We start from the raw sequence: 26,167 nt of genomic DNA, 5'->3' as shown, positions 1-26,167 counted from the left end.
GTCTGATCAGCGGAGGCGTGAGATTGGACACCACAAGTCACGACGACCTCGACAGTCGAGTGCGGCGAATCGCGGCGCTTCTAGAGGAGGCGTACGGGGGTCCTCGCCCAAGAAGGGAGGACCCCTTGGACACCCTCCTGGCGACTGTGCTTTCCCAGAATACGTCCGACGTCAACTCCGAGAGGGCGTTTCGAAGGCTGAAGGAAAGGTTTCCCTCGTGGGAGTGCGTGAGGAAGGCCGATGTGGACGAGGTCGCTGAGGCCATAAGGGAAGGTGGCCTTGCCCGGGTCAAGGCGGCCAGGATAAAACGGATACTGGAGCGCCTGCATCGCGAGAGGGGGCGTCTATCCCTAGACTTCCTCGCGGGACTCGGTGTGGAGGCGGCCAGGGAATACCTCCTGTCTTTCGAAGGCGTCGGCCCCAAGACCTGTGCCTGCACTCTACTCTTTGGGTGCGGTCTTCCCGTGTTCCCCGTGGACACGCACGTTCTGCGGGTGGCGAAGCGCCTCGGGTTGGTGCACGCAAGGTGTGGAGCGGAATCTGCTCATGAAGTCCTGGGGGCACGGATCCCTCCGGAACTCGTGTACTCCATGCACGTCAACATGATCTCTCACGGACGGCGCCGATGCAGGCCGCAAAGGCCCAAGTGCGACGGGTGCCCGCTCGCTCCCGAATGTCGATCGGGGAAGGAAAACGCTCAGCTATAGCGAAGAAAGCCTTAATGGAGTACGAAGAGGCCATCACATTCCTGCACAACCTGGGGAAGTTCGGAGTAAGCCTCGGCCTCGACCGGACTCTCGCCTTACTCGATGCCACAGGCTTGCCCCATCTCAAGCTGAAGGCCGTCCACGTGGCGGGAACCAACGGCAAGGGTTCGGTCGCGGCCATGACGGCTTCAGTGCTTCGCGCCGCGGGGTTCCGCGTTGGGCTGTACACGTCTCCCCACCTATCGTCGTACACCGAGCGCATACGAGTTGACGGCAGGCCCATGCCGAGGAGGCGCCTGGCGGAACTCGTCACCACACTGCGGCCCCATTTCGAGAGGATGGCCTCACAGTCGTCATTGGGCGCGCCGACCGAATTCGAAATGGGCACAGTCATGGCATTCCTGTATTTTGCGGAAGAGCGCGTGGACTACGCCGTGATAGAGGTGGGTCTGGGCGGCAGGCTGGACGCCACGAACGTCATTACGCCGCTCGTGTCCGTCATCACTCACGTTGACTTGGATCACCGCGAAAGACTCGGCGGCACGATAGAAGAGATCGCCGGCGAGAAAGCGGGCATCATCAAGCGGGGAGTGCCCGTGGTAGTCGGGGTGCAGCACCCCCCGGCGCTCGAGGTGATAAAGCGAGCGGCCGCTGAGAGGGCCGCCCCCGCCCTAGTCGTGGGCGAAGACGTTCACTGCGAGCGCACCTCCTGCAACGAGGAGGGGCAAAGATTTCGCGCGTGGGTACGCGGTCGCGATTTCGGAGAGTTCGAGATCCCGCTCCTTGGCCAGCACCAGGTGGAGAACGCCGCATGCGTCGTAGGGGTCGCGCAGGTCCTTGGCGGTATCGGAGTCCATCTGACTCGGGAGGCCGTGAAGCGAGGATTCAAGCTTGTCGAGTGGCCCGGGCGGCTGGAGGTGCTTCAGAGACGCCCTCTGGTGATGGTCGACGGCGCTCACAACCTGGATGGTGTGAGAAGGCTCGCCCTGGCTGTTCCGGAGGTAACTGGAGGGCGGCGGGTCACAGCGGTCGTCGGGATCTCCAGGGACAAACAGGTGGAGGACATGGTGCGCGAGGTGGCGGGTTTCGCGTCGCAGGTGATAGCGACGACCGCCTCGTCATCGCGTTTGGGAGCCGTCGATCCGCGCTCCATAGTCTCACTTGCGCTGCGCGCGGGTTGCCCGGGTCTGGTGAGGGAGAACGCAGTGGAAGCAGTGGACGAAGGGCTGAAGTGCGCGGGGCATGACGGTGTGCTCCTCGTGTGCGGGTCTCTGTACTTGGTGGGCGAGGTGAGAAATCACCTCCTGTCAATTGCGGGCACCCTCCCCATGACACGAAGGATAGTGGTCTTCACCGGCGCCTATGGATCGGGCAAGACGGAAGTCTCCCTCAACTTCGCCAGCTTGAAGCGGCGGGACGGCGCCCGCGTGGTCGTGGTCGATTTGGACATTGTGAATCCCTACTTCAGGTCGCGCGAAGCTGCCCGAGAGATGGAAAGCCGGGGCGTGGAGGTAATATCGTCTGCTCCCGGGTTCGAGGCGGCGGACCTGCCGGCCCTGGCTCCGGCGATTCTTCGGGCTTTCCACGACGAGACCGCGACAATAGTCTTCGATGTGGGCGGAGACCCCGTCGGAGCGAGGGCGTTGGCGAGGTACTCCGCCCACTTCGAGGGGGCGGGTTACGACATGTTCTTCGTGGTCAATGCCAACCGGCCTTTCACAAGGGACGTTGAGGGTGCCGAAGACATGCTGGAGTCGATTGAGGAGGCCTCCGGGCTGACTTTCACCGGGATCGTGAGCAACACGCACATGGGGGACGAGACCACCCCGCGCGACGTGCTGCGGGGTACCCGACTCGCGCACGAGCTAGCCGCAAGGCGCAACCTCCCCGTGGTGTTCGCGTGCGCGACCCCCGACGTTCTCGCGAAGTTGGACGGTGGTATTCGCAACACGCGGGTGGTGCCGATCGAGCTGCACATGCGCCCGCCATGGGCGCGCGATTCAGAGTGTGGCCGCACACGGGAGGAATGTGCTCGCACCTGGGAGTAGTATAGTATCAGAAGACTGAGGGGGGTATCCATGATGCCTGAGAGAAGGGGAAGGGTAGGTCAGAGCCTGTCCATGGTGCTGATGCTCGCGGTGATGGCGGCGTTCGCCATCGGGCTCGGCGTTCTCATGGGCAAGTACGCTTTCGGCCTTCTCACGTCCGGTCCCGGGTCCGCTGGCAACGAGGTCGCTCAGGAGACAGACCAGATCTCTCCCGCAGGGTCTCTGGGCGACGCCGGATCGACACCATCCGGTCAGGCGGGAGCGGCCGCGCCCGAAGCGGCACCATCTCAGGCTGGCGGAACCGGTATGACCGGGACCGAAGGGTCGACGCCGGTGGCCCAGGTGCCGGCAGCGTCCGGTGGCCAGACGCTGTACCGGGTCCAGGTCGGCGAGTTTGACGACAGGACTGGAGCCGAAGCCCTAGCTCGAGAGCTCGGCAAAGCAGGGTACCCTGGGTTCGTGACCGGGGGCGCGCCTTACAGGGTCCAAGTGGGGGCTTTCGCGGACAGAGCCAACGCGGAGCGACTTGCCGACGAAATCGAGGAGAGAGGCTATTCCGTGGTAGTGATCCATTAGGCAGGCGTTCCAAGGACAGCGTCTGTAACGACTTGCGTCTGCGGCGGCTTGACAGTGCTGCGGTGATGACGGGAAGGAATGATGAAGATTGCGGCTGCGCGATGTCATGAGGGTTCTCGATGCTACGGTTCTTACAGGAGAGGACAAGCTCGACGAGGAGATCGAAGGTGCGTGCGGATGTGACCTCATCAGCGACCTGCTGGCCTTCACGAAGGCAAGGATGCTCGTTCTCACGGGGCTTGTCACGTCTCAGATAATACGTGCGGCCGAGATGATGGATCTCTCGGGCATCGTCTTTGTGCGCGGGAAGAGGCCCACGGCAGAGATCGTGGCCATGGCGGCGGAGGCCGGCATCCCCATTCTATGCACGTCGTACCCTCTGTACGAATCCGCCGGCCTTCTGTTCGAGGCTGGCCTGCGCGGGAAGTGCGCATGGCCGAGAGCTGAAGACCATGGAACGCCCGGCGTCGGGGCGGAAAGCAGTGGAGAGGGAGTCGCAGACTCTCACGACGGCCAGGACTCTCGAGCGAGTGCCCCCGCTGCCGGCGGGGGCGCGGGTGCGAGCGCCACCGCCAGAGCCGGGTGCGAGGACGCCAGGACGCGCGTTGCGGGTGGTGGCTAGCGCGATGCGCATGGAGTGCAAGGTCGCAGGCGGGGACTTTCAAGCGGCGGGGGAGGCTGCGGCGAAGCTCAAGCGAACATTGCGGCAAGTTGGCGTCGACGCGGAGACCGCTCGCAGGGCCGCGATCGTGGCGTACGAAGCCGAGATGAACATAGTCATCCACGCGTTCCGTGGAGTCCTCACCGTTGAGATCTCTCCCGAGCGGATCGAGATCGCGGCGGACGATGAGGGTCCTGGTATTCCAGACATACACCTTGCGATGCAGGAGGGATACTCCACAGCACCGGAGCACGTTCGGGAGATGGGGTTCGGAGCCGGACTGGGCTTGCCCAATATGAAGAGGTACTCCGACGAATTCCGGATCGAGTCCACTGTAGGGCGGGGCACTAGCGTCAGAATGATCATCAACCTTCCCTCGAAAGGAAGTCTGACATGACCGGCCTGTTCCACTCGGTCCTCCTGATCGAAGAGAAATGCCGAGGATGCACGCGATGCATAAAGAACTGCCCTACCGAAGCCATAAGGGTGAGGCAGGGCAAGGCCAGAATCAACGCGGAGCGGTGCATCGATTGCGGGGAGTGCATAAGGACCTGCGATAACCACGCGAAGACGGCCATCACGGATTCGCTGGAGCGGCTACGGGAATTCAGGTATACCATCGCGCTTCCCGCCCCCGCGCTCTATGCGCAGTTCGGGCCGGACGTGGACCCAGACCGCGTGCTCGCAGCCCTGGTCGACATGGGCTTCGACGACGTGTTCGAAGTCGCGCGCGGAGCGGACGTTGCTACCTTCGTGACCCGCGAGTACCTTCGGCGGCACCGAGAGACTCGACCGATGATCTCTGCCGCTTGTCCCGCCGTAGTGAGGCTCATACAGGTGAGGTTTCCGTCGCTCATAGACCACTTGATTCCCGTTGACTCCCCAATGGCGTGTGCGGGTAAGCTCGCCAAAGAGAGCAAGACGAGAGAACTCGGAATCGAACCGAAAGAAATCGGGACGTTCTTCATCACCCCGTGCCCGGCGAAGGTGACATGGGTGCGTGAGGCGTCGAACCGGGGCTTCAACGCAGTAGATGGTGTGGTCTCCATGACTGACGTGTACGGCGAGATAGCACGCCGGTTGGCGAGCCAGACCGCGCCGCCGCCCAGGCGCAGATCTTCGGGGGCGGGAATCGGCTGGGGAGGGACCGGTGGGGAGAACGCCGCTGTCGGGCTGGAAAACTACTTGGTGGTCGACGGCATCCACAGCGTTATCCGTGTGCTCGAGGAAATCGAGGTGGGCAGGCTGACCGACGTGGATTTCGTTGAGGCTCAGGCGTGCATCGGTGGCTGCGTAGGCGGGGCTCTCGCCGTGCGCAATCCTTTCATCGCCCACGTGCATCTGGCAAGGCTGGCGAAGAAGTTCGCGGGTGTGAAGGCTTTCACAGCCGAGGAAGAGGAAGACCTTGCGCGGCGCGCCTACGAAGGCTACTTCGACATGCGCCAGGACATCGCCGCAGTTCCTGCGTTCCGACTCGACCACGACGTGTCCAGGGCGATCTCCAAGGCAGAGATGATGGAGAGGGTCGTGAAGGACCTGCCAGGTCTCGACTGTGGGTCGTGTGGATCGCCGCACTGCAGGGCGCTCGCCGAGGACATCGTGCAGGGTCTAGCAGTTGACACCGACTGCGTCTTCAAGCTTCGAGACCAGGTGAAGGCACTTGCGGAGCAACTCTTCGACCTCGCGAAGAAGAACCCGTCTGCCATGAGCGCCCAACGCGAGGCGGACGTGGGCAAAGGGTGAGTGGAAGACGTGACAGTGCAGGACGTCCTTGACTTGCTGGAGTGCTCTGTCGAGGCTGGCGCGGGCGGGTTGGACACCGAGATACGGTGCGGGTACGTGTCGGACCTGCTAAGCGACGTGATCGCGCACGCCCGCGACGGTGACATCTGGGTGACCGTTCAAGCCCACGAGAACATAGTCGCAGTGGCGACGTTGGTGGGGCTTGCGGCCATCATCGTCGCGGGAGCGGTCGAGTGTCAGCCCCAAGCAGTAAGGAGAGCCGAAGAGGAGGGGATCCCACTCCTCAAGACTGCTCTGCCGGCCTTCGAGGTCGTGGGCCGCCTGTACGCGGCGGGGATACGAGGCCGACTCTAGAAGCCCTAGCCCGCTCTGACGAGCGAGCAGGGGTGTCCCACGGAGCGCGGGAGGGATGGGCGGCCGTGTCGTTGGAGTTGTACCTTGCGGACCTTCACGTGCATACCGCTTTGTCCCCTTGCGCAGAGGCCGAGATGTCCCCGCCTGCCATAGTGGAGGCCGCCGCCGAAAGAGGAGTGAGACTCATCGGCATCTGTGACCACAACTCCGCGGAGAACACTCTCGCGGTTGCCCAGAGTGGCGCAAAGGCGGGGGTGGTGGTGCTGTGCGGGATGGAGGTGCAGACGCGGGAGGACGTCCACGTCCTTGCGCTGTTCGATGACCCGCGGGCCCTTTTTCGCTGGCAGGAGGAAGTGTACGCGAGCCTTCCTGACGTGGAGAACGATGAAGCGAGGTTCGGGGAGCAGATCATACTCGACTCGCGAGGTTACCAGACGGGGAGATTGTCCAGGCTTCTCCTCGCTTCGACGGGTATGACCATCGACTATGTGGGAGAGCGCGTGCGGCAACTCGGGGGGCTGGTAGTCCCCGCGCACGTGGACAGACCGTCTTTCAGCCTCGTCCGGAACCTCGGCCTCGTGCCTCCCGGTCTCCGCCCCGATGCACTGGAAGTCTCTCCGAGGCTGGGAGCCCGGCGTGCGAGGGAGATGTTCCCCCAGCTTGCGGCGTTTCCGATCGTGGTATCCTCTGACGCCCACAGGCTGGAGGAGATCCGCGGGTATACCGCGTTTGTGCTGGACAGACCGACCTTGGATGAGATCAGGCTGGCGCTCGCGGGAGTCGAAGGGCGGGCCGCGCGGCCGGTGGAATGACCGACAGGGAGGCAGCGGTGTGCGGGAGCTTTCCTTGCACGTCCTGGACATAGTTCAAAACTCCATTGCTGCGGGGGCGAAGACGGTAGACGTGACGGTCTCGGAGGATGAGGAGTCAGGCCTTCTCTCGATAGAGGTCTCTGACGATGGTGTCGGCGTTCCGCCGGAGATACTAAGCGTCGTGCTGGACCCCTTTTACACGTCGCGGACCTCCCGCAAGGTAGGGCTCGGGCTTCCTCTTTTCCGCGAGGCCGCGAGAGCCGCCGGGGGCGACCTAGCCATCAAGTCGCAACCGGGGCGCGGAACGGAGGTGCGAGCCACGTTCAGGCTTGACAGCATCGACAGAGCCCCCCTGGGCGACATGGCGGGGACGCTCGCGCTCCTCGTCGTGTGCAATCCTGAAGTGAGGTTCAGGTATACTCACAGGAGAGGGGCTAGATGGTTCTCTTTCGACTCGGAGGAGTTTCGGAGGGCTCTGGGAGACATCCCTCCGACCACCCCGGCCCTTGCGGGCGTCGTGAAGGACCTTATCCGACAGGGCCTGGAACCGGTCCAGCGTGCGTGAGTCTGGTGAGCGAGGGGTCGTTGCGGAGGCTGGTTGTTCGTGGAAGAACGCGGTAGGGTGATCGAGGTGTCCGGAGGGCTGGCCAAAGTGGAAGTCACGCGCCATGAGGCGTGCCGCCACTGCGGGGCGTGCGGTCTGGGCCGCGCCGACAGAATGGTGGTGGAAGCGACGAATGCGATCGGCGCCCGCCCGGGTGATGAGGTGGCTCTCGAGCTCGAAAGCTCCAGAGTGTTGGGGGCGGCGTTCATCGCGTACATGATCCCGCTCTTCTTCATGATGGCGGGCATATACCTTGGCGCCGTCCTCGCTCGGTCGGCCGGGAGATCGGGCGCGGCCTCCCTGTTAGGCGTGATTTTCGGCCTGGCGCTGCTCGCCGCGTCGTACAGCCTCGTGTACACTTACGACAGGCGTGTGAACCCAGCACGGTTCCGGGCGGAGATCACACGGATCGTGGGCAGAGAATGACCACACGAGCCCAGGAGGAAACCGCCTCGGCGTTCTGGAACCGCTGTGGAGCATAGCATATGGAGCGCGGAACGCCTATTGCCCGCTGGCCTGGGCGATGGTATCATAAGTGCGGTGTGGGAAGTTTAGCGCGGGTTCTTGAAAGGGGGATTGTGAAGTAAGGCGCAAAGTCCCCAAGCATGTGCGGAGTCGGCGAAACAACTGTGAGCTCGATCTAGAAAGCGTCGAGAGGGGAAAGCTCAGGAGGTGTCTGCGATGAAGACCGTTGAGGAGCTGGAGCGAATCAGAAAACAGGCTCAGGCCATGACAAGGCTGAGGGAGGGCAGGGAGACGACGAGGATCGTCGTGGGAATGGGCACGTGCGGAATCGCCGCTGGGGCAAGGGAGACGCTTTCCGCGATCCTAGATGAGCTCGCGAAGAGGAACATCCAGGACGTCGTGGTCACCCAAACCGGCTGCGTGGGTCTGTGCGAGCAAGAGCCCATCGTGGACGTCATCAAGCCCGGTGCCGCAAAGGTGACCTATGGGAAGGTGAGCAAGGAGAGGGCGCGCCAGATTGTGGCGAGCCACATAGTCAACGGCCAGGTTGTAGGAGAGTGGGTCATAGCCAGCGCGTGAAGCGCGTCTTAGGGGAAAGGGGGGAAGAGAGCATGGAGCGAGCGGCGGGAGATCCGGGCATTTGCTCGACCAGAGTCAGCGAAATCCTGGCAAAGTATTCTCGCAGACCTGACGCCCTCGTGTCGATCCTTCACGATGTTCAGAAAGAAGCAGGTTACGTTTCAGAGAAAGCCATGACAGAGATCGCTTCCGAACTCGACATCCCCGTGTCCAAGGTGTACGGCGTCGCGACGTTCTACACGTTGTTCTCAACGAGACCCAAAGGCAGGTACATAGTGCGCGTTTGTGAGAACGCTCCGTGCCACGTGAGGGGGGCACGAGCCGTGGTTGAGGCGCTCGAGAGGGAGCTTGGCATCCCGATGGGAGGTACAACCAGCGACGGCAGGTTCACGCTCGAGTACACGAGTTGCCTCGGGGTTTGCGGTGTCGCGCCGGCCATCATGATCAACGAGGCAGTCTACGGCAACCTCACTCCCGAAAGGGTCCCGCTGATCCTGAAGGAGTACAAGTGACGCCTACGCCAAGAAGGGAGGTTTGCGCCCGTGGAGTTCTACCGTTCGCACGTCCTGGTCTGTGGAGGGACCCCGTGCGTGCTCGAGGGCTGCAAGGGAGTGCGCGACGCGCTCGTAGCCGAGGTGCAGCGGCGAGGGCTTGAGAGGGAAGTGAAGGTGGTCGAAACCGGCTGCCTGGGGCCTTGCGACTTAGGGCCCGTGATCGTCGTCTATCCTGAGGGCACGCTGTATCAGAAGGTCCGCGTCTCCGACGTCCCCGACATAGTCGAGGAACACCTCCTGAAAGGGAGAGTCGTGGCACGGCTTGTTGGCGAGGCGCCGCAGGCGGGGGTCGTGAAGTACGAGGAACCGAAATATCTCGGGGTGCAAGAACGGATAGTCCTGCGTAACTGCGGAGTGATAGATCCCGAATCCATCGAGGAGTACATCGCGCGTGACGGCTACAGGGCACTTGCGAGGTGCCTCACAGAGATGAAGCCCGCGGACGTCATCGAGGCTGTGAAGAAGTCTGGGCTCGTCGGCAGAGGGGGCGCGGCGTTTCCAACGGGCCTGAAGTGGAGTTTCACTGCGAAGGCCGGAGCCGACCAAAAGTACATTCTGTGTAATGCCGACGAGGGGGAACCAGGCACTTTCAAGGACCGCCTGATCCTTGAGGGAGATCCCCACAGCATACTAGAGGGAATGGCCATAGCGGGCTATGCGGTGGGAGCGGACAAGGGTTTCGTGTATGTGAGAGGAGAGTACGTGCTCTCCATCGAGAGGCTGGGGAAGGCCATAGAGCAGGCAAGGGCCCTTGGCCTCCTCGGACAGAACGTTTTCGGCACCGGCTTCTCATTTGATGTTGAGATAAGGAAGGGCGCGGGGGCGTATGTGTGCGGAGAGGAAACCGCCCTCATAGAGTCGATCGAAGGCAAGCGCGGTGAGCCCAGAGTGAAGCCGCCATATCCTGGGACGGAGGGCTTGTTCGGGAAGCCCACTGTGGTCAATAACGTCGAGACGCTCGCCAACATCCCGCCCATTCTCTTGAACGGGCCTGAATGGTTCCGGCGAGTCGGCACCGAGAGGTGCCCTGGAACCAAAGTCTTCACTCTCACCGGGGATATCAAGAACAAGGGGCTCATCGAGGTGCCCATGGGGATAACGCTGCGCCGCGTGGTGTTCGAGATAGGCGGGGGAATACCAGGGGGCAGGGGCTTCAAGATGGCCCAGACGGGCGGGACTTCAGGGGGATGCCTCCCCAAGGAGTTGCTGGACGTGCCGATGGACTACTTTACCCTGCCTGAGCACGGGTCGGCGCTCGGCTCTGGCGCCCTCCTCATCATGGACGACAGTCACTGCATAGTCGACATCGCCAGGTGTTTCATGGAGTTCTTCAAGCACGAGTCGTGCGGCAAGTGCACGCCGTGCCGGGAGGGTACCGCGCGTCTCTACGAGATCGTCGACAAGATCGCCCGGGGCGACGGGCAGCCGGGCGACCTCGAGTTACTCGAGGAACTTGGCGCGGCGATGCAGGCAACATCCTTGTGCGGCCTGGGTCAGTCGGCGCCCGTCCCTATCAAGACCATGCTCAAGTACTTCCGTGATGAGTTCCACGCGCACGTGCACGAGAGGCTCTGTCCCACCGGGACGTGCGGGATATGAACCCGCCAGGCTCGAGCAGGAGAGACGGAAGGAGTGATGCGCCTATGGCAGTGCTGACGATAGACGGCCGGAAGGTCGAAGTGGATGCCGGCACAAGCATCCTGGACGCCGCTAAGAAGCTCGGCGTGGACATCCCCACGCTGTGCCACCATCCAGATCTCGCAGTGCAGGCCGTCTGCCGAATATGTGTGGTTGATATCGAGGGCCAGAAGCTGCTCCAGCCTGCGTGCGCCTTTCCGGTGCAGGATGGGATGGTGGTGTACACCAACACGCCAAGGGTCCGGCAGGCTAGGAAGCTGAACCTCGAGCTTCTCCTCGCCCGTCACCCTCAAGATTGCCTCCAGTGCGTGAGAAACCGCAATTGCGAGCTCCAGGCGCTCGCTGAGCGGTTCGGGATGAGGGAGATACGGTTCGAACGCAAGCTGCGCGGACTTCCCGAAGACCACTCAACTCCGGCGATAGTCCGGGAGCCCGACAAGTGCATTCTCTGCCGCCGTTGCGTATCCATGTGCCACGACGTGCAGGCGGCCGGGGTGCTCTTTCCGTCGCGCCGAGGAGTGGATACGCAGGTAACGCCGGTGTTTGCGAGGGAGCTCGACGAGGTAGCGTGCGCCTTGTGCGGGCAGTGCATCCACGCGTGCCCTGTTGGCGCCATTGCGGAAAGGGACGACACCGAACGCGTGTGGCGGGCGCTCGCCGATCCAAACAAGCACGTGGTGGTCCAGACCGCCCCGGCGACCCGAGTCAGCATCGGCGAGGAAATGGGATTGCCGCCCGGGCGGATTATCACGGGCAAACTCGTGGCCGCCCTCCGGAGGCTGGGGTTCGACCGCGTGATGGACACGGATTTCACGGCGGACTTGACGATCATCGAGGAGGGCAACGAGTTCCTCAAGAGGCTGAAGGAGGGCGGCGTGCTTCCCCTCATAACTTCTTGCAGCCCAGGGTGGATCAAGTTCGGGGAACACTTCTACCCAGACTTGCTCAAACACGTATCCACATGCAAGTCGCCTCAACAGATGTTCGGAGCCCTCGTCAAGACGTATTACGCGCGCAAGGCCGGCATCGACCCGAAGGATATCTTCTCAGTGTCGCTCATGCCTTGCACCGCGAAGAAGTACGAGGCCGACAGACCTGAGATGCGCGACTCAGGGTACAAGGACGTCGACGTCGTGCTCACTAGCCGTGAGCTGGGGAGGATGCTGCGCGAGGCGGGCATCCGCTTCGAAGACCTTCCTGAAGAGGAGCACGATGACCCGATGGGGATCTCCACGGGAGCGGCCGCGATCTTCGGCGCGACTGGTGGCGTGATGGAAGCGGCGTTGCGAACGGTGTACGAAGTCGCCACCGGAAACGAGCTTCCCAGGATCGACTTTGAGGAGGTCAGAGGGCTCGAGGGCATCAAAGAGGCGCAGGTCAAGGTGGGAGACCTGGATGTCAGGGTCGCCGTAGCGCACGGCCTCGGAAACGCCAAGAAGATCCTGGACCTACTGCGCCAGGGCAAGGCGAACTACCATTTCATAGAGATAATGTGTTGTCCGGGCGGATGCGTAGGAGGAGGCGGACAGCCGATCCCAACGACCATGGAGACTAGGTTGATCCGCGGGAACGCTTTGTACGAGGCCGACAAGGGACTGCCCTACCGAAAGTCCCACGAGAACCCGGCGATAAAACAAATATACGCCGAGTTCCTGGGCGAGCCGCTGGGAGAAGTGTCACATCGACTGCTGCACACTCACTACACCCCGAGGGACAAGTACCCCTCGGTGGCGGGGCAGGCGTGCGCGGAGGCCGCAGGCTGATGGTGGGTGAGCGGTGCGCGCGCCGTGCCGTGCACCGGCATGGCGATGGCGATCCCGGGGCGTGAACCTCGAGGGCGGAAACCCCAAGGGTTGAGCGACATTGGAACGGCCCGGTAGCGGAGAACGGCAGGGGCGGCGCAGCTCGGTAGCGCCGCCCCTTGTAGTTGACGGGTCTGGAGGGTTCAACTTGCACACGAGACGGGCTTTGCCCCTTCAGACGTCAGCGTGAAAGAAAGGCCCGTGGCCCAGGCGCGCGCAAGCGAGAGTCGCGACGCCCACATGCCGCTCGGTAGCCCGGCACTCCGGGGATTGACGTTCTGTGGTGCCTGAATCGGCCTGAGCGGCGTTGGGAAGGAGGAGCGGTAGAAGTGTCGAATACGCTGCGTGGGAGCGACCCGTTGCCCGTCGGGCTGTCAGGTGTGCTATACTGGTGACGCGGGACAAGCTGCGATTTCTCTTGGGGGGGTGTGACGTTTGAGGAGACTGCGGGTTCCGGACGTTGTCATCAGACGGCTGCCAGTGTACCTCCGAGTGCTCGAGGCGGTGGACGAGGAAGTCCACGGGGGTCTCATATCCTCGTTTGAGCTAGGGGAGAGAGCTGGCGTTACCCCCGCGCAAGTGCGCAAGGATCTCAACTTCCTCGGCGGTTTCGGGAAGCAGGGTGTGGGATACCAGATAGGCGTGCTTCGCAGCGAGCTCCGATCGGTGCTCAATCTCGACAAGGAGATAAACGTGGCCATAGTGGGGGCAGGCGGCCTGGGGCAGGCGTTGGCGCGATACGTCATTGGACGGCGGGCCGTCGAAAGGAACTACCATCTCCGCCTCGCGGCGCTTTTTGACGTGGACCCGTCCAAGGTCGGCAAGAAGGTGGGTGACGTTCCAGTACATCACGTGGACAGGATCGCGGAGACTGCTCGCGACCGCCAGATCAAGATGGCAATAGTTGCTGTTCCAGCGGAGGCGGCTCAAAGGGTTGTCGATGCTTGCGTAGGGGCGGGGATAGAAGCCATTCTGAACTTCGCCCCCGTGAAGCTGAGAGTCCCTGAAGGCGTGCGTCTCCACAATACCGACCTGAGCGTGGAGCTCATGCACCTGGCGTACTATTTGTGATGTGCGCGTGCGATCTTCCGTTAGCGTGAGATCTTCCGTTAGGGAGTCGATCGCGAGGCCACGTGGCGGTCGTGTACGTCGGTGACTCGCGGAACCGTTTGGGGGCGGGGATGACAATCGGCCTGCGGGCGGTTGCCCTCCGGCCCGGGAGGCGCTCCCCTCTTGCCGCGGGGCCAGAGCGGAACAGTGCTTTCCCGTGCGAAGGCGGGTCCGGCGTACCCGCAGCGTAACAGCAAGGAACAGAAAGGGACAGAGTGAAGCCTCACGAACTGAGAGGGCGGCCTTGGGGATACCGTCAGCCCGCAGCGCACAGAGGCGCTGCGGCCTGGCACGAGGGACAAGGAGGAGAGACATGCACAGGATCATCAAGAAAGAAGAACTGGCTCCCAGGATCAAGCTGTTCGTGGTGGAGGCGCCGGAGATCGCGTCGCACGCCCGGCCGGGTCACTTCTTCGTGCTGCGGTTGCACGACCGGGGGGAGAGGATTCCTCTGACCATAGCGGACAGCGATCCCGGGGCGGGAACCATCACCATGGTGTTCCAAGAGGTCGGGAAGAGCACCTATGAGCTCGGGACTCTCGAGGAAGGCGAGTCAATCCTCGATCTGGTAGGGCCCCTTGGGACGCCGAGGGAGATCAGGCGGCTCGACACGGTAGTATGCGTGGCAGGCGGGGTGGGGGTGGCGCCGATTTATCCCGAAGCCAAAGCCTTTCACGAGCTGGGCACGAGAGTGATTTCTCTCGTAGGCGCCCAGACGAAGGATATGCTCATCTTCAAGGACAGGATGGAGGCGGTGAGCGACGAGGTGCATTACGCCACCGACGACGGCAGCTTCGGGTACCACGGCTTCGTGACCGGGCTCCTTCACGACCTGCTGGCAGGCGGGCTGCGTCCGGACGAGGTTGTCGCCATCGGGCCCCTTCCCATGATGCGCGCCGCGTGCAAGGTGACGGCGGAGTTCGGCGTCAAGACCGTAGTGAGTCTGAACGCTATCATGGTGGATGGCACGGGGATGTGCGGCTCGTGCCGTGTGACCGTGGACGGGAAGACGATGTTTTCCTGCGTTGAGGGACCTGCGTTCGACGGGCACAAAGTGGATTTTGGTGAGCTCATGGCGAGACAGACGCGGTTCCTGACTGAGGAGAAGCTTGCCATGGAGCGGTACAAGGCGCATGTGGAGGGATGCAAATGCCGGCGAGAGTAGACAGGCATCTCATGCCGAAGCAAGATCCCCAGGAACGAATACGCAATTTCGACGAAGTGGCCCTCGGGTACTCGCCGGACACAGCCGTGGAGGAGGCAAAGCGATGCATTGGCTGCCCCAAGCGCCCTTGCGTGGCAGGATGCCCCGTCGAGGTGGACATCCCTTCCTTCGTGAAGCTGATCGCGGAGGGCAGGTTCGTTGAGGCAGCGAGGAAGGTCAAGGAAAAGAACAGCTTGCCTGCGATATGCGGACGGGTGTGCCCTCAGGAGACGCAGTGTGAACAGAGATGCACTTTGGGCAAGAAAGGAAAGCCCGTGGCGATAGGCGCCCTCGAACGCTTCGCGGCGGACTACGAAAGGACGTCGAGCGAGGGGGCGAAGAACGACCCAAAGGTGGCCGCGCGCGTTTCCGCGGGCAGAGTGGCGGTGGTTGGTTCGGGGCCTGCCGGGCTAACGTGCGCGGCGGACCTGGCGAGGATGGGGTACAAGGTGGTGCTCTTCGAGTCGCTCCACTCGACAGGAGGGGTGCTGCGTTACGGCATCCCGGAGTTCCGTTTGCCCAAGGCCATCGTGGACGAAGAGGTCAATTACGTGAAGAGCTTGGGAGTGGAGATCCGTGCGAACACGCTCGTGGGCAAGACGGTGACCTTGGATGAGCTCTTCCGCGATGGATTCGACGCGGTCTTCCTCGGGACCGGGGCGGGGCTTCCGCACTTCCTGGGGATACCGGGGGAGAACCTCAACGGGGTCTATTCGGCGAACGAGTTTCTCACCCGCTCGAACCTCATGAAGGCGTACCTCTTCCCGGAGTATGATACTCCGATCTGGGTCGGCAAGCGGGTGGCGGTGGTAGGCGCGGGGAACGTCGCGATGGACGCAGCCAGGACAGCACTGAGGCTCGGCGCCGAGAAGGTCACCATAGTGTACCGACGGTCTCGTGCGGAAATGCCGGCGAGACTCGAAGAGATCGAGAACGCCGAGGAAGAGGGAGTAGAACTCATGCTCCTCACCAATCCCATCAGGGTCCTCGGCGATGAGCGAGGCTGGGTGCGGGGCATGGAGTGCATCCGGATGGAGTTGGGCGAGCCCGACGAGAGCGGAAGGCGGAGGCCCGTCCCTGTGCAGGGCTCCGAGTTCGTGATCGACATCGACACGATGATATCGGCGGTGGGCACGGACCCGAATCCCCTTCTTGTGAGGAGCGTGCCTGGGCTCAAGATCGGGCGGCACGGGAACGTGATCGTAAACGAAGAGACCGGCGAGACGAGCGTGCCGGGGGTATTCGCCGGTGGGGACATAGTCACCGGGTCTGCTACCGTCATCGCTGCGATGGGGGCTGGAAAGATAGCTGCTCGCGGAATCGACGAGTACATCCGTGCTAAACGGGAAAGGAGCGGTTGACCATGGCGGAAGCGACGTACGGCAGGATCCCTCCCGACATCGAGATAGCGCAAAGCGCAAGGCTCGAGCCAATAGGTCACATCGCCGCAAAGGTGGGGCTGACCGAGGACGACATCGAGTACTACGGGAAGTACAAGGCCAAGGTAAGGCTGGAAGCCATCGACCGGCTCAAGAGCCGTCCGTACGGCAAGCTCATCTACACGACAGCTATCACTGCGACGCCCGCCGGCGAGGGGAAGACCTGCACTGCGGTGGGGCTCACGCAGGCCCTGGGGAAGCTGGGCAAGAAGGTCATGGTCGCGCTGCGCGAGCCGTCGCTCGGGCCGACCTTCGGCGTCAAGGGCGGTGCCGCCGGCGGGGGGTACTCCCAAGTACTGCCAATGGAGGACATCAATCTCCACTTCACCGGGGACATCCATGCCGTGGGGGCTGCTCACAACCTGCTTGCGGCGATGGTCGACAACCACATCCATCAGGGAAACGAACTGGGGATAGACCCGCGGCGAGTCGTGTGGCGTCGCGTCATGGACATAAGCGACAGGCAGCTCCGAAACATCGTGGTGGGCCTGGGCGGCAAGGCCAACGGGTTTCCAATGGAGAGCGGGTTCGACATCACCGTGGCCTCGGAGGTCATGGCATGCCTCGGGCTTTCTCGATCTCTCTCGGATCTCAAGGACCGGTTCTCGAAGCTGGTGGTGGCATACACGTACGAAGGGAGGCCGGTCACGGCCTCTGAGCTCAAGGCCGTTGGGGCGATGGCGGTCATAATGAAGGACGCCATCAAGCCGAATCTCGTGCAGACCCTGGAAGGGCAACCGGCCTTCGTTCACGGGGGGCCGTTTGCCAACATCGCTTACGGAAACAACTCCATTCTTGCAACGGAGACAGCTCTGCGGCTTGCGGACTACGTGGTCACGGAAGGCGGCTTCGCCGCCGACCTGGGCGCCGAGAAGTTCTTCGACATAGTGTGCAGGATAACTGAAGTGCGCCCGCATGTTGTCGTGCTGGTCGCGTCTGTACGCGCGCTTCACCATCACGGGGGCGTGGCCAAGAGCAAGCTCGCCGAGAAGAACCTGGATGCGCTGGCGAAGGGTTGTGAAAACCTCGACAAGCATGTGACGAACGTGACAAAGAAGTTCGGCCTGCCGGTCGTCGTGGCGATCAACAGGTTCCCCGCGGACGACCGCGAGGAGCTCGAGTACCTGCAGAGGCACTGCGAGGAGCTCGGCGTGCGCTCGGCAGTCTCCGAGGTCGTGGCGAGAGGCGGCGACGGCGGGCGAGAGCTTGCCGAAGCGGTCCTTGACGCCTTGGAGCGGGATGAGCCGAACTTCAGGTTCCTGTATGACCTCGAGCTTTCCGTGAAGGAGAAGATCGAGATCCTCGCCACGGAGATCTACGGGGCCGACGGAGTCGTATACGCCGGCACCGCGGAGCGCGACATCAAGGTCATCGAAGAGCAGGGCCTGGGCGGACTGCCCATCTGCATGGCCAAGACGCAGCTTTCGCTCTCCGACGATCCGTCGCTCAGGGGGGCTCCCCGCGGGTGGAAGCTGACCGTCCGCGAGGTAAGAGCGTCCGCGGGCGCGGGGTTCCTCGTGCCGCTGTGCGGCCAGATGATGACCATGCCCGGTCTGCCCGCGCGTCCCGCCGCAGAGAACGTAGATATCGACGACGACGGGAAGATCGTCGGGTTGTTCTAAGCATCGCGGCCAGGCGGGGCAGCGCGTGGGGGGACGTTGAATGATGGAGCGAACGTTCATAATCGTGAAGCCCGATGGGGTAGAGCGTGGGCTTGTTGGAACCGTGCTCGAACGTTTCGAGAGAAGGGGCTTCCGCATCGTCAAGATGGAGATGAGGACCATCGCGAGGACGGACGCCGCGCGCCACTACGAGCACCTTGCTGACCGCCCGATGTTCCCGGGACTTCTTGACTACGTGACGCGAGGCCCTTCGGCCCTCATCGTGCTCGAGCGTGAGGGCGACGCGGTGAAGGTGGCGAGGACCTTAGTGGGCGCCACGAACCCGGCGGAGGCGCTTCCGGGCACCATCAGGGGGGATTTCGGTGGGACGCTCCCGGAGAACGTCGTCCATGCCTCGGACTCCCGAGAAAGCTATGAGCGGGAAGTCGGGATCTTCTTTCCCGGGGACGCGCAAAGCCTGATAACTTGAGTCGTGGTCGGTGCGCGGGTGCACGAGACGGCTCTTGGCACGCCGGGGAGCCCGCTCTACGCGCGCGAGGGTCGTCTTGGATCGAAAACGGCGTGTAGCACAGAAGGAGAATCGACAGAAGCCGAGGAATAATGATAAGTCGGCCATACGACGTATCGCGGGACACGCCGCAAGAACACGTCCGCAAGAACACGTCCATGATGCTTTGCGACGCGGGTCAGGCGCACGAGAGCGCCTGCTCGCCTTTGTATGCGGCTCGCGGCCAGCCCCGCGACGCCAGGCGTAAGGAGGAGTGCTTGGCTGCCATGGTAGCGAAAACCTTTAGGGGAGGAGTACACGCCCACTACCACAAAGAGGACACCGCGTCGAAGCCCATAAGGAGGCTGGGCCCGCCTGGGAGGGTCGTAATATCCCTCCACCAGCACACCGGCGCGCCGTGTGAGCCTCTTGTGAAGGTGGGAGACACGGTCAAGACTGGGCAGAAGATCGGCGACAGCCCGGCTAGGCTGACGGCACCCGTTCACGCGAGCGTGTCCGGAAAGGTCGTGGGAGTGTCACCACATCCACAGTCTGGTGGGAGAGAGGTTCTGTCCGTCATCATCGAGTCAGATGGCGCGGACACCCTCGACGAGCACGTCGAGCCGAGGAGGGACGCGGATGAGCTCAGCGCTGACGAGATTAAGACCATAATCCGCGAAGCGGGCATAGTCGGCCTGGGCGGCGCGGCGTTCCCCACTCATTTCAAGCTGACGCCGCCGCCTGGCAAGAGCTTCGACACGGTAATCGTAAACGGTGCCGAGTGCGAGCCGTACCTCTCCGCAGACCACAGGTTGATGGTGGAGCGGGCTGGGGACGTGGTGGACGGCGTGAAGCTTCTTCTCAAGGCCACGAGCGTCAAGAAGGCCTACGTCGGGATCGAGGAGAACAAGCCAGACGCGATCGAGGCCATATCCCAAGCGGCCAAGAGCGACGAGAGGATATCTGTCGTTCCGCTCAAAGTCAAGTACCCGCAGGGCGCCGAGAAGCAGCTCATTTGGGCGATCCTCGGGCGGGAGGTCCCATCCGGGGGGCTTCCCGTGGACGTGGGGGTCGTGGTAAACAACGTGGGGACCGCTGCAGCAGTGAAAGACGCCGTTTGCTCAGGGATGCCCCTTGTCGAGCGGGTCGTGACCGTGGCAGGTTCCTGCATTGCCGAGCCGCAGAACGTGCAAGTGAGGATAGGAACGCTTCTAAGCGATCTCATAGAGGCCTGCGGGGGGTGCTCCTCCCCGCCCGCGAAGATCATAATCGGTGGGCCGATGATGGGAGTGGCGCAGTTCACGACGGACATCCCTGTTACGAAGGGGACATCAGGGGTGTTGCTCTTGGGCAAAGAGGAGGCTGCGCCCGCCGGGCCGATGCCCTGCGTGAGGTGTGGAAAGTGCGTGGAGGCGTGTTCCATGAGGCTCATGCCGCTTTGGATAGCGAGCTACGCGGAAGCGGGTAGGTATGGCGACGCGGAACGCGTGAACGCCCTCGACTGCATCGAGTGTGGGTGCTGCAGTTTCGTGTGCCCGTCGCGCAGGCGTCTCGTGCAGGCCATCAGGCTTGCCAAGTCGGAGATCATGGCGAGGAGGCGCAAGGCCCAGGCGAGCTGAGCCAGGCGCTGTAAGCGCGTTCGCTTGTGGGGGGATCGATAAATGGATGCAACAGGACTCGTAGTGTCTTCGTCGCCGCACCAGCGGACTGCAGTATCAACGCCCGTCATCATGAGCGACGTCATTCTTGCTCTGATGCCGGCGTCGCTGGCAGGGGTGTGGTTCTTCGGGCTTCGGGCGTTCGCGATGATGCTGGTGTGCGTGGTGGCGGCGGTAGCCACCGAGGCGGGGCTCGAGAAGCTCTTTAGGAAGCCTATCACCATCGGAGACTACAGCGCCGCCGTGGCCGGGCTGCTGCTTGCCCTGGTGTTGCCGCCCGACCTGCCGCTTTGGATCGGGGCCATCGGGGCGGTGTTCTCCATGGCCATCGCCAAGTTCATCTTCGGCGGGCTTGGCCAGAACGTCTTCAACCCGGCGCTCATCGGGCGGGCGGTGCTCCTGGCCTCATGGCCCGTGGCCATGACGAGGTGGAGGTGGCCACTCTTCGAGGCAGCGTGGATAAGTGACTTCGATGCGCTGAGTTCCGCTACCCCACTTGCCCTTCTGAGGTTGGGCGGCATCAAGACTCCGTACGTCAACCTGTTCCTCGGGAACGTGGCGGGTTCGATCGGGGAGACATCAGCCCTGGCGATCTTGATCGGAGCTGCGTACCTGATCTGGCGCGGGCACATTAACTGGCGCATTCCGGCGAGCTTCATCGGCACTGTGGCGGTTCTGGCGGCGCTTTTTGGAGAGGACCCGCTGTTCCACATGCTCGCCGGGGGGCTCTTCTTGGGCGCGTTCTTCATGGCAACGGACTACGTCACGAGCCCGGTCACACCGAAAGGCCAGATCGCCTTCGGGATCGGGTGCGGTGTTCTGACGGTCCTCATCAGGCTGTTCGGCGGCTATCCGGAGGGCGTGTGCTACGCGATCCTGATCATGAATTCCGCCACTGCTCTCATAGATAGGGTCACGGTGCCCCGCAAGTTCGGGGAGGTGAAGAAGGGTGCGTGACGTCTGGAAGCTGGGCTTCATCCTTTTTGCCATCTGTGCGGTGGCTGCGGGTTCGCTCGCGGTGGTGAACGACATCACAGAGGAGAGGATCGCATCTCAGGCTGCCGTTCGACTCGAGCAGGCGCTTAGGGCGGTCGTGCCCGAGGCTGAGGAATTCAAGGACGAGACAGACAGGGTGCTTTCGAGCGTCGGTTCCCAGGCTGGGGACGGCGGGTCAAAGGCTTCTGTCGTTGGCACGGTGTACATCGGATACAAGAACGGCGAAGTCGCCGGGGTCGCGTTTGCCTGCGCCCCTTCCGGCTACGGCGGGCCCATTGATGCAGTCGTGGGCGTGTCGCGCGATGGCGTGGTGACCGGATTGACCGTGGTGAAGCACTCCGAAACGCCTGGGCTGGGTGCGAACATCACTAGCAAGGACTTCCAAGAGAGATTCCTCGGGCTGCGCGCAGGGGCCACGGTGAAGGTCACGAGGGATGGCGGGCAAGTGCAGGCTATCACCGGAGCGACCATCTCGTCCAGGGCGGTAGCCAGTGCCGTCGACCAAGCTCTTCGAGTGTTCGAGGCTGCTTCGCGAGAGGGGGTCTGGTGAGTGAGTTTTAGGTCCGAATTCTCAAAGGGACTCGTGAAGGAGAATCCCACTTTCAGGATACTCCTTGGAATGTGCCCGACCATGGCGACGAGTGTGGCAGTTTCCAACGGAATAGGCATGGGGATCGCAGCGACGTTCGTGCTCGTCGGGTCGAACGTGATCATTTCCATGTTGCGGAACGTGATTCCGTCCAAGATACGTATCCCATGCTACATCGTGGTCATAGCCTCGTTCGTGACGATGGTCGATCTGGTGATGGCTGCTTTCGTGCCGAGGCTTCACGAGGTGCTTGGCATATTCATTCCGCTCATCGTCGTGAACTGCATCATACTTGCAAGGGCTGAGGCGTTTGCCTCGAAGAACGGGGTATGGTACTCGCTCGCGGACGGCCTCGGCATGGGGCTCGGCTTCACGCTGGCACTCACCGGTCTGAGCGCGATAAGGGAGCTCCTCGGGACGGGCACCCTCATTGCCGTGCCTGATTTTGGGTTTGCCGGAGTCAAGGTGTTCGATCGCAGTCTCGCGGCGGTCCTCATGATCATGCCTCCCGGAGGCTTCATCACCTTGGGGCTCTTGATAGGCCTTCTCAATTCCCTGAGCCGTCGGGGTAAGAAGACGGCTCAGGCGTGACGCCGCACGGCGAACCGTGACAGGAGGAATACCACATGGGTGAGATACTTGTCATATTCTTCGGAGGCGTGCTCCTGAACAACTTCATCCTGTCGAGGATCCTCGGAGTGTGCCCGTTCATAGGCGTGTCCAAACAAGTCGAGACGGCCACGGGCATGGGCATGGCGGTCGTGTTCGTGATGGGGGTGGCGTCTGTCGTGACCTGGACGGTTCAGCACTACATGCTGGTGCCGCTTGGCCTGGGTTACCTACAGACCATCGCCTTCATCCTCGTGATCGCGGCGCTTGTTCAGCTCGTCGAGATGGTGATCCAGAAGGTGAGCCCAGTGCTGTACAAGGCCCTCGGCATCTACCTGCCGCTCATCACCACCAACTGCGCGGTGTTGGGGGTGGCGATTCTGAACATCACCGAGGACTACGACCTTCTTGGGGCCGCCGTGAACGGCATCGCGGGCGCGTCCGGGTTCACGCTGGCGATAATCCTGTTCGCCGCGATAAGAGAGCGCATGGACCTCGCGCCGATACCCGAGTCGCTGAAAGGCTTCCCCATGGCCCTGATAACCGCAGGCCTCATGTCCATCGCTTTTCTGGGATTCGCGGGGTTCAGGCTCAAAGAGCTTTTCGGCGTCATGTAGAATTCGGCGAGGGGTGAGCAAGGTATGATATACGTCAAAGCGGTCCTTGGCCTCGGGCTGATGGGAGCGGTATTCGGACTCGCGCTCGCTCTCGCGGCCAAGAAGTTCGCGGTGGAGCAGGATGCCAGACAAGACAGAATCATGGAGGTCCTACCCGGAGCCAACTGCGGCGGGTGTGGCTTTCCGGGCTGCAGCGGGCTGGCGGCGGCGATAGTAGCCGGCAAGGCACCGACGGACGGGTGCCCCGTGGGAGGCGCAGCGGTGGCTGCGAAGGTTGCCGCCATCATGGGCGTTGACGCCGGCGAGGCGAAGGCGAGAAAGGTAGCCAGGGTTCTGTGCCAAGGCGGTGCGGCCAATTGCGGTTCGAGGTTCACGTATGACGGCCTTCGCGACTGCAAGGCCGCTCAACTCGTTGGGGGCGGCGCGAAGGCGTGCGTATACGGTTGTCTCGGCCTGGGGTCATGTGTCGCGGCTTGCGCCTTTGACGCTCTCCACATGGGGCCTGAGGGCATACCGGTGGTGGACGAGGATGCGTGCACTTCCTGCGGTAGATGCGTTGCGGCTTGTCCGAGGGGTATCATCGAGATGGTGCCGGAATCGCAATCGGTGACAGTCTTGTGCAGGTCGCACGCGCGTGGCGCGGAGGTCCGGAAGACATGTAAGGTCGGGTGCATCGGGTGCGGGCTGTGCGTCAAAGTCTGTCCCACAGGTGCCATATCCATGGAAGACAATCTCGCCGTCATCGACGCGGGGAAGTGCGACGCGTGCGGCAAGTGCGTGGAGAAGTGCCCGACCAAGTGCATAGTGGTGAGAGGCGCGAAGGCTGACACTGGCTCACTTGCGGCGAGCTAGCCGGGGCGCCCGGCATGAATCGAGTGACCATGCCGGGCATTTCCACCCGAAAAGTGGCTGCCGGTGTTCGTAAGACGGGGCGCACCGGGCCGCGCGTGGCACCGGACGAGATGCACGACGCGGCTTGCGCGCCGGTGTCCTCCGTACAGGGGCACCGGCAGCCTCTTCGTAAGGGTCAATGTGGCTCAGGCGCGGTCGACCGCGGTCGACCGGGACCAGGAGGTCAGAGGTTCTTCTCCGCCTTCCTCGCGCCTTCGCGCCGGATGGCCTGCTCTCCCTGCTTTACGGATCTTTTCGCCACTTGGTCGCCGAGCTTGCCCGCTTCCCGGGCGGTGAGTTCACGAGGCCTTCCCACGTCATCCGCGAGTCCCAGGTGCTCCGCGGTCTCCCACTTCAACCGGTCAAGTTGGCGCAGGGTTCTCAAGCGGTCGTTGTTCTTCTTCCTTCCCAATGCGTGCCCGCTCCTTCCTCTTTCGCCCAAGAGGGCATCTTTGTCTTATTGTCTCCACATCACGCGAGCATATGACGGAGAGCACCGGCGACCGCGGTGAGGATCGACTGCCCGTGCGACCCCGCGATGCCTCTGTGACTAGCCCGAAGGGCTGCTTGTCAGGGTTTAGTAGAAGTGATACACTGTGTCCGGGAAATCAGTCGGGGGGTGCGGTCTGTTTGAAATGGGAGTACGGACGCAGGCGGAGAGAGAGAGGGCGGCGTGGCCAGCTGCTCTTGATCATCCTCCTCATTGGTGTCCTCGTTGTTGCGGGGTATGCGCTTGTGAGGACAGGCGTGTTTCAGCGGCTTCTCTGGCCCTCTGAGGAAGGCTCTGTCTTGGGGCAAGACGCGGCAGCCTCTGCGGACGAAGATGCCGGATACGTTGACAGCCAGTTCATGATGGATACTTATGTCAGCATTCGCGCCTTCGGTGAAGCGGCCGAGAGCGCCGTGGCCGCGGCTTTCGAAGAGATGCGCCGCGTGGAGGCCCTTATGAGCAGGTTCATCCCGACGAGCGATGTCTCCAGGGTGAACCAGGCGGCCGGGGCCGAGCCCGTCCAGGTCAGCGAGGAGGCGTTCATGCTCATCGAGAGGGCGCTCGAGTGGTCCGAGGCCTCCGGCGGTGCTTTCGACGTCACCATCGGGCCTGTGGTGGACGCTTGGGGGTTTGGGGGCGACGATCCGCGCGTCCCCGATCCCGACGCGCTCGCGAAGGCCGTGGCGCTAGTGAGTTTTCGTGCGATCGAGCTCGACCCCGTGCGGAAGACGGTGAGACTTGCGACGCCGGGCATGTGCCTAGATCTCGGGGGCATCGCGAAGGGATACGCCGCGGACCGGGCCGCCGCCGTGCTGCGAGAGCGCGGAGTCAAGCATGCTCTCATAGACGCGGGCGGAAACATCGTCGCTGTGGGGAGTCGGCCTGACGGAACACCCTGGCACATAGGCATAAGGGATCCGAGGGGATCCAGCCCAACAGACACGATAGGCCCGGTGGTTGAGGTGAGCGACGCAGCCGTCGTGACTTCCGGTGACTACGAGCGGTTTTTCATCGCTGAGGGGCAGAGGTATCACCACATCTTCGATCCCAAGACGGGAATGCCGGCCAACCTCGCGGAAAGCGTCACGATCGTTGCGCCGAATTCGCTCGATGCCGACGCCCTGTCAACGGCGGTGTTCGTCCTGGGCCCGTCGGAAGGCCTAAAGATCCTAGAAGGCCTAGAAGGCGTTTCGGCGATGGTAGTGGACTCGCGCGGACAGCTAGTGTACTCCCCCGGGTTCCCAGGGCACTGAGGTCGTCTCGAGCGCGGTCGGACTCTCACTTGCTTCGCCAGGGGTGGGATGTCAGGTTGAGGCTTGTTCTTGCGTCTGCGTCGCCCGCGCGCGCCGAGCTCTTGAGGCAGATCGGGCTTCGGTTCGATGTCGTGCCGAGCGGGATAGTCGAAGACACGGTGGGTGGCGACGACCTTGGGGAGAGCGTGGCGGCGCTCGCGTTGCGCAAGGCACGCCACGTTTCGCACACGGAGCATGACGCTCTAGTCATCGGGGCCGACACCGTGGTCGTGCTCGATGGGGAGATTCTCGGCAAGCCGGCCGATGCTGATGACGCTAGGAACATGCTTCGCCAGATGTCAGGGCGGTGGCACCAAGTTGCAAGCGGGCTTGCCGTGGTGGACTCGCGTTCCGGGCTCGAAGCGTCCTGCTACGAGATAACCCAAGTGCTCATGGCTGATCTCTCCGAGGAAGACATCGAAGGGTACGTCGCCACGGGCGAACCGCTTGGGAAGGCGGGCTCATATGCGATACAAGGTCGAGGTGCCCTGCTGGTAGAGAGGATCTCCGGATGCTACTTCAATGTGGTCGGCCTGCCCCTAGCACGGCTGGTGACCCTTGCTGACACCATCGGCGTGGACCTCATGCGGACGGTCTTCCGGGGGTGAGGGGCATGCGAA

Annotated in this window: 27 protein-coding genes and 1 pseudogene; 27 read left to right on the top strand and 1 reads right to left on the bottom strand. The window is 62.8% G+C overall.

The annotated features are described in order from the left end of the window. Positions 1-23: 23 nt before the first annotated feature. The 25 genes and pseudogenes from NUW12_03635 to NUW12_03515 all read left to right on the top strand — a co-directional run bounded on the left by NUW12_03635 (position 24) and on the right by NUW12_03515 (position 23,726). The gene (locus tag NUW12_03635; protein MCR4401860.1) at positions 24-707 is read left to right on the top strand and encodes an endonuclease III; all 684 of its coding nucleotides are present in this window, start codon (positions 24-26) and stop codon (positions 705-707) included. Between the two features lie 14 nt (positions 708-721). Next, on the top strand, positions 722-2,755 hold the full coding sequence (locus tag NUW12_03630; GenBank protein ID MCR4401859.1) for a Mur ligase family protein: 2,034 nt from the start codon (positions 722-724) through the stop codon (positions 2,753-2,755). Between the two features lie 33 nt (positions 2,756-2,788). After that, positions 2,789-3,331 carry an SPOR domain-containing protein gene (locus NUW12_03625; GenBank protein ID MCR4401858.1) on the top strand — a complete coding sequence of 181 codons (543 nt, stop codon included), beginning with the start codon at positions 2,789-2,791 and terminating at the stop codon, positions 3,329-3,331. An 88-nt stretch (positions 3,332-3,419) separates the two neighbouring features. After that, a pseudogene (locus NUW12_03620) lies at positions 3,420-3,755 on the top strand (DRTGG domain-containing protein). A 202-nt stretch (positions 3,756-3,957) separates the two neighbouring features. Further along, on the top strand, positions 3,958-4,389 hold the full coding sequence (locus NUW12_03615; protein MCR4401857.1) for an anti-sigma regulatory factor: 432 nt from the start codon (positions 3,958-3,960) through the stop codon (positions 4,387-4,389). Then, positions 4,386-5,735, top strand: coding sequence for a 4Fe-4S dicluster domain-containing protein (locus NUW12_03610; protein MCR4401856.1), 1,350 nt, complete (start codon positions 4,386-4,388; stop codon positions 5,733-5,735). The genes NUW12_03615 and NUW12_03610 overlap by 4 nt, the downstream gene beginning before the upstream one ends. Continuing rightward, entirely contained in the window at positions 5,736-6,089 is a 354-nt protein-coding gene (locus NUW12_03605) for a DRTGG domain-containing protein (GenBank protein MCR4401855.1), read from the top strand. 65 nt (positions 6,090-6,154) lie between these two features. Further along, the gene (locus NUW12_03600; GenBank protein MCR4401854.1) at positions 6,155-6,901 is read left to right on the top strand and encodes a PHP domain-containing protein; all 747 of its coding nucleotides are present in this window, start codon (positions 6,155-6,157) and stop codon (positions 6,899-6,901) included. 19 nt (positions 6,902-6,920) lie between these two features. Next, a complete protein-coding gene (locus NUW12_03595) occupies positions 6,921-7,466 on the top strand; it encodes an ATP-binding protein (protein MCR4401853.1) in 546 nt (181 codons plus the stop codon). A gap of 39 nt (positions 7,467-7,505) precedes the next feature. Next, positions 7,506-7,931 carry a SoxR reducing system RseC family protein gene (locus NUW12_03590; GenBank protein MCR4401852.1) on the top strand — a complete coding sequence of 142 codons (426 nt, stop codon included), beginning with the start codon at positions 7,506-7,508 and terminating at the stop codon, positions 7,929-7,931. A gap of 255 nt (positions 7,932-8,186) precedes the next feature. Further along, positions 8,187-8,549, top strand: a complete 363-nt coding sequence (locus NUW12_03585) for a (2Fe-2S) ferredoxin domain-containing protein (protein MCR4401851.1) — start codon at positions 8,187-8,189, stop codon at positions 8,547-8,549. Positions 8,550-8,581: 32 nt separating this feature from the next. After that, positions 8,582-9,061 carry an NADH-quinone oxidoreductase subunit NuoE gene (nuoE, locus tag NUW12_03580; protein MCR4401850.1) on the top strand — a complete coding sequence of 160 codons (480 nt, stop codon included), beginning with the start codon at positions 8,582-8,584 and terminating at the stop codon, positions 9,059-9,061. Between the two features lie 30 nt (positions 9,062-9,091). Next, positions 9,092-10,702: an NADH-quinone oxidoreductase subunit NuoF gene (gene nuoF / locus NUW12_03575; GenBank protein ID MCR4401849.1), complete on the top strand. Its 1,611-nt coding sequence runs from the start codon at positions 9,092-9,094 to the stop codon at positions 10,700-10,702. A gap of 44 nt (positions 10,703-10,746) precedes the next feature. After that, entirely contained in the window at positions 10,747-12,504 is a 1,758-nt protein-coding gene (locus NUW12_03570; GenBank protein MCR4401848.1) for an NADH-dependent [FeFe] hydrogenase, group A6, read from the top strand. Between the two features lie 474 nt (positions 12,505-12,978). After that, entirely contained in the window at positions 12,979-13,614 is a 636-nt protein-coding gene (locus NUW12_03565; protein ID MCR4401847.1) for a redox-sensing transcriptional repressor Rex, read from the top strand. A gap of 352 nt (positions 13,615-13,966) precedes the next feature. Continuing rightward, positions 13,967-14,818, top strand: coding sequence for a sulfide/dihydroorotate dehydrogenase-like FAD/NAD-binding protein (locus tag NUW12_03560; protein ID MCR4401846.1), 852 nt, complete (start codon positions 13,967-13,969; stop codon positions 14,816-14,818). Continuing rightward, positions 14,803-16,218 carry an NADPH-dependent glutamate synthase gene (gene gltA, locus NUW12_03555; protein MCR4401845.1) on the top strand — a complete coding sequence of 472 codons (1,416 nt, stop codon included), beginning with the start codon at positions 14,803-14,805 and terminating at the stop codon, positions 16,216-16,218. Before NUW12_03560 ends, gltA begins: the two co-directional genes overlap by 16 nt. Positions 16,219-16,220: 2 nt before the next feature. Continuing rightward, positions 16,221-17,918 carry a formate--tetrahydrofolate ligase gene (locus NUW12_03550; protein MCR4401844.1) on the top strand — a complete coding sequence of 566 codons (1,698 nt, stop codon included), beginning with the start codon at positions 16,221-16,223 and terminating at the stop codon, positions 17,916-17,918. A gap of 43 nt (positions 17,919-17,961) precedes the next feature. Continuing rightward, a complete protein-coding gene (gene ndk / locus NUW12_03545) occupies positions 17,962-18,387 on the top strand; it encodes a nucleoside-diphosphate kinase (GenBank protein MCR4401843.1) in 426 nt (141 codons plus the stop codon). Between the two features lie 305 nt (positions 18,388-18,692). Then, a complete protein-coding gene (gene rsxC / locus NUW12_03540; protein MCR4401842.1) occupies positions 18,693-20,024 on the top strand; it encodes an electron transport complex subunit RsxC in 1,332 nt (443 codons plus the stop codon). A gap of 42 nt (positions 20,025-20,066) precedes the next feature. After that, complete coding sequence (locus NUW12_03535) at positions 20,067-21,020, top strand: RnfABCDGE type electron transport complex subunit D (GenBank protein MCR4401841.1); 954 nt, start codon at positions 20,067-20,069, stop codon at positions 21,018-21,020. Beyond that, complete coding sequence (locus NUW12_03530; protein MCR4401840.1) at positions 21,013-21,609, top strand: RnfABCDGE type electron transport complex subunit G; 597 nt, start codon at positions 21,013-21,015, stop codon at positions 21,607-21,609. The genes NUW12_03535 and NUW12_03530 overlap by 8 nt, the downstream gene beginning before the upstream one ends. Next, a complete protein-coding gene (locus tag NUW12_03525) occupies positions 21,610-22,239 on the top strand; it encodes an electron transport complex subunit E (protein ID MCR4401839.1) in 630 nt (209 codons plus the stop codon). Between the two features lie 35 nt (positions 22,240-22,274). Next, positions 22,275-22,874, top strand: coding sequence for an electron transport complex subunit RsxA (gene rsxA / locus NUW12_03520; protein MCR4401838.1), 600 nt, complete (start codon positions 22,275-22,277; stop codon positions 22,872-22,874). 24 nt (positions 22,875-22,898) lie between these two features. Next, on the top strand, positions 22,899-23,726 hold the full coding sequence (locus NUW12_03515) for an RnfABCDGE type electron transport complex subunit B (protein ID MCR4401837.1): 828 nt from the start codon (positions 22,899-22,901) through the stop codon (positions 23,724-23,726). Between the two features lie 223 nt (positions 23,727-23,949). On the opposite strand, the gene NUW12_03510 is transcribed toward NUW12_03515, so the two are convergent. Next, the gene (locus tag NUW12_03510) at positions 23,950-24,177 is read right to left on the bottom strand and encodes an alpha/beta-type small acid-soluble spore protein (GenBank protein MCR4401836.1); all 228 of its coding nucleotides are present in this window, start codon (positions 24,175-24,177) and stop codon (positions 23,950-23,952) included. A 218-nt stretch (positions 24,178-24,395) separates the two neighbouring features. Here NUW12_03510 and NUW12_03505 point away from each other — a divergent pair, with 218 nt between their 5' ends. Together NUW12_03505 and NUW12_03500 are read left to right on the top strand one after the other, a co-directional pair. Continuing rightward, the gene (locus NUW12_03505; protein ID MCR4401835.1) at positions 24,396-25,508 is read left to right on the top strand and encodes an FAD:protein FMN transferase; all 1,113 of its coding nucleotides are present in this window, start codon (positions 24,396-24,398) and stop codon (positions 25,506-25,508) included. Positions 25,509-25,564: 56 nt separating this feature from the next. Further along, positions 25,565-26,155: a Maf family protein gene (locus NUW12_03500; GenBank protein ID MCR4401834.1), complete on the top strand. Its 591-nt coding sequence runs from the start codon at positions 25,565-25,567 to the stop codon at positions 26,153-26,155. Positions 26,156-26,167 lie beyond the last annotated feature (12 nt).

The organism is Bacillota bacterium (assembly GCA_024653485.1).
In the GTDB taxonomy this organism is placed as follows: Bacteria; Bacillota; SHA-98; order UBA4971; family UBA4971; genus UBA6256.
The sequence above is the reverse complement of the archived record's forward strand: the minus strand, read 5'-3'. Positions and strand labels throughout refer to the sequence as shown.

What these genes read in the sequence shown, in the direction of transcription:
- NUW12_03630 (MCR4401859.1), top strand. Translation starts at nt 722, where the DNA reads ATGGAGTACGAAGAGGCCATCACATTCCTGCACAACCTGGGGAAGTTC.
- NUW12_03625 (MCR4401858.1), top strand. Translation starts at nt 2,789, where the DNA reads ATGCCTGAGAGAAGGGGAAGGGTAGGTCAGAGCCTGTCCATGGTGCTG.
- NUW12_03615 (MCR4401857.1), top strand. Translation starts at nt 3,958, where the DNA reads ATGCGCATGGAGTGCAAGGTCGCAGGCGGGGACTTTCAAGCGGCGGGG.
- NUW12_03610 (MCR4401856.1), top strand. Translation starts at nt 4,386, where the DNA reads ATGACCGGCCTGTTCCACTCGGTCCTCCTGATCGAAGAGAAATGCCGA.
- NUW12_03585 (MCR4401851.1), top strand. Translation starts at nt 8,187, where the DNA reads ATGAAGACCGTTGAGGAGCTGGAGCGAATCAGAAAACAGGCTCAGGCC.
- nuoE (MCR4401850.1), top strand. Translation starts at nt 8,582, where the DNA reads ATGGAGCGAGCGGCGGGAGATCCGGGCATTTGCTCGACCAGAGTCAGC.
- NUW12_03570 (MCR4401848.1), top strand. Translation starts at nt 10,747, where the DNA reads ATGGCAGTGCTGACGATAGACGGCCGGAAGGTCGAAGTGGATGCCGGC.
- NUW12_03560 (MCR4401846.1), top strand. Translation starts at nt 13,967, where the DNA reads ATGCACAGGATCATCAAGAAAGAAGAACTGGCTCCCAGGATCAAGCTG.
- gltA (MCR4401845.1), top strand. Translation starts at nt 14,803, where the DNA reads ATGCCGGCGAGAGTAGACAGGCATCTCATGCCGAAGCAAGATCCCCAG.
- NUW12_03550 (MCR4401844.1), top strand. Translation starts at nt 16,221, where the DNA reads ATGGCGGAAGCGACGTACGGCAGGATCCCTCCCGACATCGAGATAGCG.
- ndk (MCR4401843.1), top strand. Translation starts at nt 17,962, where the DNA reads ATGGAGCGAACGTTCATAATCGTGAAGCCCGATGGGGTAGAGCGTGGG.
- rsxC (MCR4401842.1), top strand. Translation starts at nt 18,693, where the DNA reads ATGGTAGCGAAAACCTTTAGGGGAGGAGTACACGCCCACTACCACAAA.
- NUW12_03535 (MCR4401841.1), top strand. Translation starts at nt 20,067, where the DNA reads ATGGATGCAACAGGACTCGTAGTGTCTTCGTCGCCGCACCAGCGGACT.
- rsxA (MCR4401838.1), top strand. Translation starts at nt 22,275, where the DNA reads ATGGGTGAGATACTTGTCATATTCTTCGGAGGCGTGCTCCTGAACAAC.
- NUW12_03515 (MCR4401837.1), top strand. Translation starts at nt 22,899, where the DNA reads ATGATATACGTCAAAGCGGTCCTTGGCCTCGGGCTGATGGGAGCGGTA.